The organism is Tychonema sp. LEGE 07196 (assembly GCF_963890365.1).
Lineage (GTDB): Bacteria > Cyanobacteriota > Cyanobacteriia > Cyanobacteriales > Microcoleaceae > Microcoleus.
Window position 1 is genome coordinate 1 of the sequence record NZ_CAWPRX010000140.1, and the last position, 6,841, is coordinate 6,841.

The 6,841-nt window shown below is 46.6% G+C and carries 7 protein-coding genes; all 7 read left to right on the plus strand.

The window, feature by feature from the left end:
• Positions 1 to 177 precede the first annotated feature (177 nt).
• Positions 178 to 1,107 carry an agmatinase gene (speB, locus tag AACV78_RS15940; RefSeq protein ID WP_194012910.1) on the plus strand — a complete coding sequence of 310 codons (930 nt, stop codon included), beginning with the start codon at positions 178 to 180 and terminating at the stop codon, positions 1,105 to 1,107.
• A 133-nt stretch (positions 1,108 to 1,240) separates the two neighbouring features.
• The gene (locus tag AACV78_RS15945) at positions 1,241 to 1,798 is read left to right on the plus strand and encodes a thioredoxin family protein (protein WP_194012909.1); all 558 of its coding nucleotides are present in this window, start codon (positions 1,241 to 1,243) and stop codon (positions 1,796 to 1,798) included.
• Between the two features lie 161 nt (positions 1,799 to 1,959).
• Complete coding sequence (gene modA, locus AACV78_RS15950; protein WP_194012908.1) at positions 1,960 to 2,766, plus strand: molybdate ABC transporter substrate-binding protein; 807 nt, start codon at positions 1,960 to 1,962, stop codon at positions 2,764 to 2,766.
• Positions 2,767 to 2,902: 136 nt separating this feature from the next.
• Positions 2,903 to 4,723: a molybdate ABC transporter permease subunit gene (gene modB, locus AACV78_RS15955; protein ID WP_194012907.1), complete on the plus strand. Its 1,821-nt coding sequence runs from the start codon at positions 2,903 to 2,905 to the stop codon at positions 4,721 to 4,723.
• Positions 4,724 to 4,838: 115 nt separating this feature from the next.
• A complete protein-coding gene (msrB, locus tag AACV78_RS15960) occupies positions 4,839 to 5,237 on the plus strand; it encodes a peptide-methionine (R)-S-oxide reductase MsrB (RefSeq protein ID WP_194012906.1) in 399 nt (132 codons plus the stop codon).
• 186 nt (positions 5,238 to 5,423) lie between these two features.
• Positions 5,424 to 6,152: a UMP kinase gene (gene pyrH / locus AACV78_RS15965; RefSeq protein WP_194012911.1), complete on the plus strand. Its 729-nt coding sequence runs from the start codon at positions 5,424 to 5,426 to the stop codon at positions 6,150 to 6,152.
• Complete coding sequence (frr, locus tag AACV78_RS15970) at positions 6,139 to 6,687, plus strand: ribosome recycling factor (protein WP_194012905.1); 549 nt, start codon at positions 6,139 to 6,141, stop codon at positions 6,685 to 6,687. Before pyrH ends, frr begins: the two co-directional genes overlap by 14 nt.
• The last annotated feature ends 154 nt before the right edge of the window (positions 6,688 to 6,841 follow it).

The following is a 6,841-nucleotide window of genomic DNA, read 5'->3' on the forward strand; positions in this document are numbered from 1 at the left end:
GGGCATGGGGCATAGGGCATAGGGCATAGGGCATTGCTAGCTGCTGCCTAATGACTAATGACTAATGACTAATGACTAATGACTAATGACTAATGACTAATGACTACTTTGCAGTTAGAGCCGATACTATGCCACCATTAAAGATGCTGAATTTTTTGCCTTATTGAAATTTCCCCTATGCCACCGATCATTTCCACTGCTGTCGTACCCTTTCTCGGTTCCGAAATTGTACCCGACTACGACACAGCCAAAGTAGTAATCTTGCCAATTCCCTACGAAGCAACCACCACCTACCGCCGGGGGTGCGAAAACGGGCCGGCAAAACTGCTAGAAGCTTCTCACCAACTCGAATGCTACGACGAAGAATTAGATTCCGAAGTTTGCTATGATGTCGGAATTTATACAAAAGAGCCGATCGCCGACACCCGCAACAACCAACGGGTTTCATCCTCAGAAATGCTGCGAGTCACGCAACAAACCGTACAGCAGCTAATTGCGGAACAGAAATTTGTCATCTCCCTTGGAGGCGAGCACAGCATCACCGCCGGCATTGTGGAAGGCTACCGCCAAGGCTACCCGGATGAACCCTTCACCGTCGTGCAAATCGATGCCCACGGCGACTTGCGCCACGAATACGAAGGCTCGATCCACAACCACGCCTGTGTGATGCGGCGGGTTGTAGATATGGGCTTACCGACACTGCAAATCGGGATTCGCGCTATCTGTAAGGAAGAAGCCGACTTGATTAAAGCCAAACAGCTAAACGTGATTCGAGCTCGGGAAATTGCTACTCAACCGGATTGGGCCGATCGCGCCATTGCCAGCATAACAACCAAACGAGTATTTTTGACGATCGACCTAGACGGCATCGACCCGACATTAATTCCAGGGGTAGGCACACCCGAACCGGGCGGGTTAAATTGGTATTCGCTAACCGGATTTTTGCGGCGCGTCTTCGAGTCCTGCGAAGTAATCGGCTGTGACATTATGGAATTAGCACCTGTTGTAGATTCTGTCGTCTCAGAATTTACCGCCGCCAAATTAACCTACAAACTTATTGGATATCAAGCGGCGGCTCAAGGTTGGCTAAAGCAAAACGAGGAATAAATCGCGAATTATCAATCAAAATAAGCTGTTGACCGGGTTAGAATTAAGCTAAAACGCCAAAACAGCTAATTTGATTATTGCTGAAAATTTCATATTTCACGCTCGCAAATACTGCTCTTAACCTCCTGAAAACATGAGTTTACCAATCGAAACAACGGGTACTTCAATTAATGCCTACGCTCCCGATTTTGAACTGCCGGGAGTTGACGATGAAGTTCACCATTTAGCTCGCTATTTAGAAAAATTTCGGGCGATCGGGGTAGTATTTATCTGCAACCATTGCCCTTACGTGAAGTTGTATATCGATCGCCTGAAAGAACTTCAAGCAGCTTTTCAAGATCGAGAAGTTACTTTAATCGGGATTAATGCCAATGATTGCAACCAGTATCCAGACGACAGTTTTGAGAACATGAAAATTTTTGCGACCGACAATCAACTCAACTTCCCGTACATCCGAGACGTTGCTCAAGATGTCGCCCACAGTTTTGGGGCGTCTAAAACGCCGGAGGTTTTTTTGTTAGACCGAGACGGCAAATTGCGCTATAAAGGTTTAATTGATGATAATGCCGACGACGCGGCGGCAGTGCAGGTTTCTTATTTGCGAAGCGCGATCGACCAATTGCTCAAAGACGAACAGGTAGAACCTTCTATTACAGAGGCGATCGGTTGTTCTGTCAAGTGGCGAGAATAGGGATAACACGTGAAATTCGTAGGGACACGGCAGTGCCGTGTCCCTACCACTATTATTTAACGAACCGCGAAGATGCAAAGAGCGCGAAGGAAGAAAAAGAGGAAGATAGTTTTGTAGCAGTTTTGATATAATTCAAAATCAAAGATTCTAAACTATTTCTGATGAACCTAAAAAGACAACGCATCCTTAACTTAATTATAGTAGCCGTCGCGACACTGGTACTGCTGATTAGTTGGAACTTATTTCAGAATGTTTCCCCAGCCGCAGCACAGCAGCGCACGTCTTTAACTGTATCCGCCGCCATCAGTCTCTCGCCCGCCTTAACAGAAATCAAAACAGTATATCAAAGCAGCAATCCCAATACTATTATTACTTATAATTTTGGTGCTTCCGGCGCTCTAGAGCGGCAAATTCAGCAGGGAGCTCCGGTAGATATATTTTTCAGCGCCGGGACTAAACAAATGGATGGTTTGCAAAAAGCTAATTTGCTGCTGAACGAGACGCGCCGCAATCTGCTGACAAATCGCCTAGTTTTGATTACTCCTAAAAATGGCGCTGTTTTGAGCGATTTTAAACAGTTGACAGAGGCGAAAATCAAGAAAATTGCGATCGGCGAACCGAAAAGCGTTCCAGCCGGACAATACGCTCAAGAAATGCTAACTAAGCTCGGATTGTGGTCGCAACTGCAGCCAAAATTAGTGCTGGGAAATAACGTCCGCCAAGTCCTGACATTTGTCGAAAGCGGTAACGTTGATGCCGGTATAGTCTACACCACAGATGCCAAAGCATCGGACAAAGTAACAGTGCGACTAACAGCGGCAGAAAACTTGCACTCCCCCATTGTTTATCCGCTAGCAATTATCAAAAACAGCCGCAATCCCGCCGTCGCAAAAGCCTTTGTTGAATTTTTAGCGGGCGATCGCGCTAAAATAGTATTTCAGAAATACGGATTTGGTCTAGCTCGTTAATTAGTCGTAAAAATTGTAGATATTCAGAAATTTTTCTTCTCTTTCTTCTCTTCCTTCGTGTCCTTAGCGTCTTCGCGGTTCGTTAAAAAAAATCTCATTCACAAATCATCCAAAACTGCGATAGTTCATCCAAAATATGGAATTTGACATATCTCCATTATGGATATCCCTAAAATCATCAGCCATCGCCACATTCTTTACCTTCTTTCTGGGAATAGCTGCCGCCCGGTGGATGCTTTCAACTCGCATTCGAGGTAAAGCCTTGATTGAGGCCATTTTCATCTCTCCCTTGGTTTTGCCGCCCACGGTAGTCGGATTTTTGCTGCTGCTGCTGTTTGGGAGAAATGGGGCGATCGGTCAATTGCTGCTAAAATTTGACTTAACTATAATTTTCACTTGGCAAGCCGCCGTCCTTACAGCCACAGTCGTATCATTTCCGCTGATGTACAAAACTGCTTTGGGGGCTTTTGAGCAAATTGATGCCAATCTTCTCAATGCAGCCCGCACTTTGGGCGCTTCGGAAGGGACGGTTTTTTGGCGGATTATGTTGCCGCTAGCGTGGCCGGGAATTCTAGCAGGAACTATTCTCGCATTTGCCCGCGCTTTGGGTGAATTCGGCGCGACGTTGATGTTAGCTGGGAATATTCCGGGACAAACTCAAACTATCCCGATGGCAATTTATTTTGCGGTGGAAGCTGGGGATATGAGGCAAGCTGCTATTTGGGTTTTGATTATTCTCAGTCTTGCTTTGAGCGTGCTGACTTTGGTTAATTACTGGACTTATTTACCAAGAATTTCACCTCAGCCAAATCCTAACTATCAACGACAATCTAATCTGGCTCAATTTAGCTCTAAAGTTACCATAAAACCCCCAAAAAAACAACTGGAAGGCGGACTATTTTTAAATATTTTTAAACCTCTTTCTGGCTTTGCCTTGGAGGTCGGTTTTGATATCGGTCAGGAAGTGCTGGGAATTCTGGGCGCGTCGGGTTCCGGCAAAAGCATGACTCTGCGCTGTATCGCGGGTTTGGAAACTCCCAGCAGCGGTAAAATTGCAGTTAATGGAAAGGTTTTATTTGACTCGGCAGAGGGCATTAATTTACCTTCTAAAGACCGCCGTATTGGTTTTTTGTTTCAAAACTATGCTTTGTTTCCTCATCTGAATGTGGCTCAAAATATTGCTTTTGGTTTGCAGCATTTATCTAAAAGCGAGCAAAAATTTCGAGTAAGAGAACAGCTTGTTTCGGTGCAAATGTTGGGAATGGAAAACCGCTATCCCCACGAACTTTCTGGCGGCCAGCAGCAGCGGGTGGCTTTGGCGAGGGCGATCGCCCCTTCTCCCGAATTGCTGCTGTTAGACGAACCGTTTTCGGCTTTGGACACTCACTTGCGGAGTCAACTGGAACGCGAGTTAATGCAGGCTCTGGCTAATTATCGGGGAATTACTTTGTTTGTCAGTCACAATTTAGAGGAAGTTTACCGGGTGTGCAAAAATCTGTTGGTGTTGGCTGAGGGAAGGCCGATCGCCTTTGATAGCAAACAGAACATTTTCGATCGCCCGCGCAACTTTACCGTCGCCCAGTTAACGGGCTGCAAGAACTTCTCTGCTGCTAAACCGGTTGCTGAAACTGTCGTAGAGGCGATCGGCTGGGGCTGCACTTTGACTGTAGTCGAACCAATTCCCAAATCTCTAGTTTCTGTCGGAATTCGAGCTCATCAAATCAGTTTTGTTAGCGGGGGCGATCGCGAAAATACTTTTGCTTGTTGGGTAGCCTCAACAGTAGAAACTCCGCACCGAGTGACATTATATCTCAAGTTGCACTCGCCTCCCCACGATTCCCAAGATTATCACTTGCAAGCTGAACTTTTCAAGGAAAAGTGGCGGGCAATTAAGGACAATCCTTTTCCCTGGTATGTTCATTTGGAGCCAATTAGGTTAATATTAATGGAGGCATGAGTCCACAGTTAACAGTTAACAGTTAACAGCCAACAGCCAACAGTCAACAGTTAACAGTCAACAGTCAACAGCTAACAGCCAACAGCCAACAATCAACAATTAACAAGATTAAATCATGACAGACAAAGTTAAAAAAACCGATGCCGAATGGCAGCAGCAACTCACGCCAGAACAGTTCAAAGTTACCAGAAAAAAGGGGACAGAAAGAGCTTTTAGCGGCGAGTATCACGACAACAAAAAGCCCGGAATTTATAAGTGCATTTGCTGCGGCACCGAGCTATTTAAATCTGAAACAAAATACGATTCCGGTACTGGTTGGCCGAGTTTCTACGCTCCCATTAACGAAGAAAATGTCAAGAATGAGTCGGACAACAGCTTGTTCATGCGCCGCACTGAGGTACTGTGTGCTGTCTGCGACGCTCATCTCGGTCACGTATTCAACGATGGGCCAAAACCCACGGGCCAGCGTTACTGCATGAATTCTGCTTCTCTTGATTTCGTTCCCAAGGAATAAATTAAGTCCGCATTTCTCACCAAAAAACCCGGTTTCTGCCTTAACTTTAAGATTGCTCAAAAAGAAGATTAGGCCGAGAAACCGGGTTTTTATCCGTTCCCAGCAGCCTGTTCCAAGCAATTGATGTTCAAAATGCACCCGTGCTGCTATCTTATTGTGGAGACAAAAAGCAAAAATAGTGGCGGCATGGGGATGGTTTATCAGCGGGTTTTGCTGAAGCTCAGCGGTGAAGCGCTGATGGGTAGCTTGGGCTACGGTATCGATCCGGTAGTGGTTGGGTCGATCGCCCAGGAAGTGGCCAAAGTAGTGTCCGAAGGCATCCAAATTGCGATCGTTGTCGGCGGCGGCAACATTTTTCGCGGCGTGAAAGCTGCTTCGGCAGGGATGGATCGGGCTACCGCCGATTATGTGGGCATGATCGCTACGGTGATGAATGCTATCACTTTGCAGGATGCCCTGGAACAAGCAGGAGTGCCAACGAGGGTGCAATCGGCGATCGCCATGCAAGAAGTAGCTGAACCCTACATCCGGCGGCGGGCAATTCGCCACCTCGAAAAAAAACGGGTAGTAATTTTTGGTGCCGGTTCTGGCAATCCTTTTTTTACTACTGATACTACAGCCGCATTGCGGGCGGCTGAAATCGATGCACAGGTGATTTTTAAAGCTACTAAGGTGGATGGGGTCTACGATTCCGACCCCCATGTCAACCCCAAGGCGCGCAGGTATCAAACCCTTACCTACGCCCACGTCTTGAACCAAGACTTGCGGGTGATGGACAGTACCGCGATCGCCCTGTGCAAAGAAAATAATATTCCTATTATGGTATTTGACCTCTCGGTATCGGGCAACATTTATCGAGCTGTAATGGGAGAATCTATTGGAACTATTGTAGGAGGAGTTTGTGAAGTTAGCTGAAGCAGAAGATCATATGCAAAAGGCAGTTGAGGCTACTCAGCGGTCTTTTAATACTATCAGGACGGGACGGGCAAACGCCTCTCTCCTCGATCGAGTCATGGTAGATTACTACGGAGCTCCAACTCCCATCAAATCCCTTGCCAACATCGGCACGCCGGATGCAACTACGATCAACATTCAACCGTTCGATCGCACAGCACTAACATCGATCGAAAAAGCAATTTCTCTGTCGGATGTAGGACTCGTGCCCAACAACGACGGTTCAGTTATTCGCTTGAACATTCCGCCCCTGACTAGCGAGAGACGGCAAGAATTTGTCAAAATGGCCGCGAAGTTTGCCGAAGAAGGTAAAGTTGCAATTCGGAATATCCGCCGCGATGCCGTTGACTCGATTCGCAAACAGGAAAAAAGCAGCGATATCTCTAAAGATGAATCGCGGGACTTGCAAGACAAAATTCAAAAGCTGACAGACAAGTATGTCGCCAAAATAGAAGAAGTTCTGGCAGCCAAAGAGAAAGATATCACGACTGTTTAGCGCAGTTATCCTAAAAAGCCAGTAAGCGAGCAGGCTTTCGGGCCTGCTCCCCAATAATTATTTTTTAGATCCGGTAATTCACCGGACATGGTAAGCTGTTGTGCATCCCAATTGTGTATGTGATTGAGGGGGAGAGGGGGAGAGGGAGAGAAGG

What these genes read in the sequence shown, in the direction of transcription:
- msrB (WP_194012906.1), top strand. Translation starts at nt 4,839, where the DNA reads ATGACAGACAAAGTTAAAAAAACCGATGCCGAATGGCAGCAGCAACTC.
- modA (WP_194012908.1), top strand. Translation starts at nt 1,960, where the DNA reads ATGAACCTAAAAAGACAACGCATCCTTAACTTAATTATAGTAGCCGTC.
- modB (WP_194012907.1), top strand. Translation starts at nt 2,903, where the DNA reads ATGGAATTTGACATATCTCCATTATGGATATCCCTAAAATCATCAGCC.
- AACV78_RS15945 (WP_194012909.1), top strand. Translation starts at nt 1,241, where the DNA reads ATGAGTTTACCAATCGAAACAACGGGTACTTCAATTAATGCCTACGCT.
- pyrH (WP_194012911.1), top strand. Translation starts at nt 5,424, where the DNA reads ATGGGGATGGTTTATCAGCGGGTTTTGCTGAAGCTCAGCGGTGAAGCG.
- speB (WP_194012910.1), top strand. Translation starts at nt 178, where the DNA reads ATGCCACCGATCATTTCCACTGCTGTCGTACCCTTTCTCGGTTCCGAA.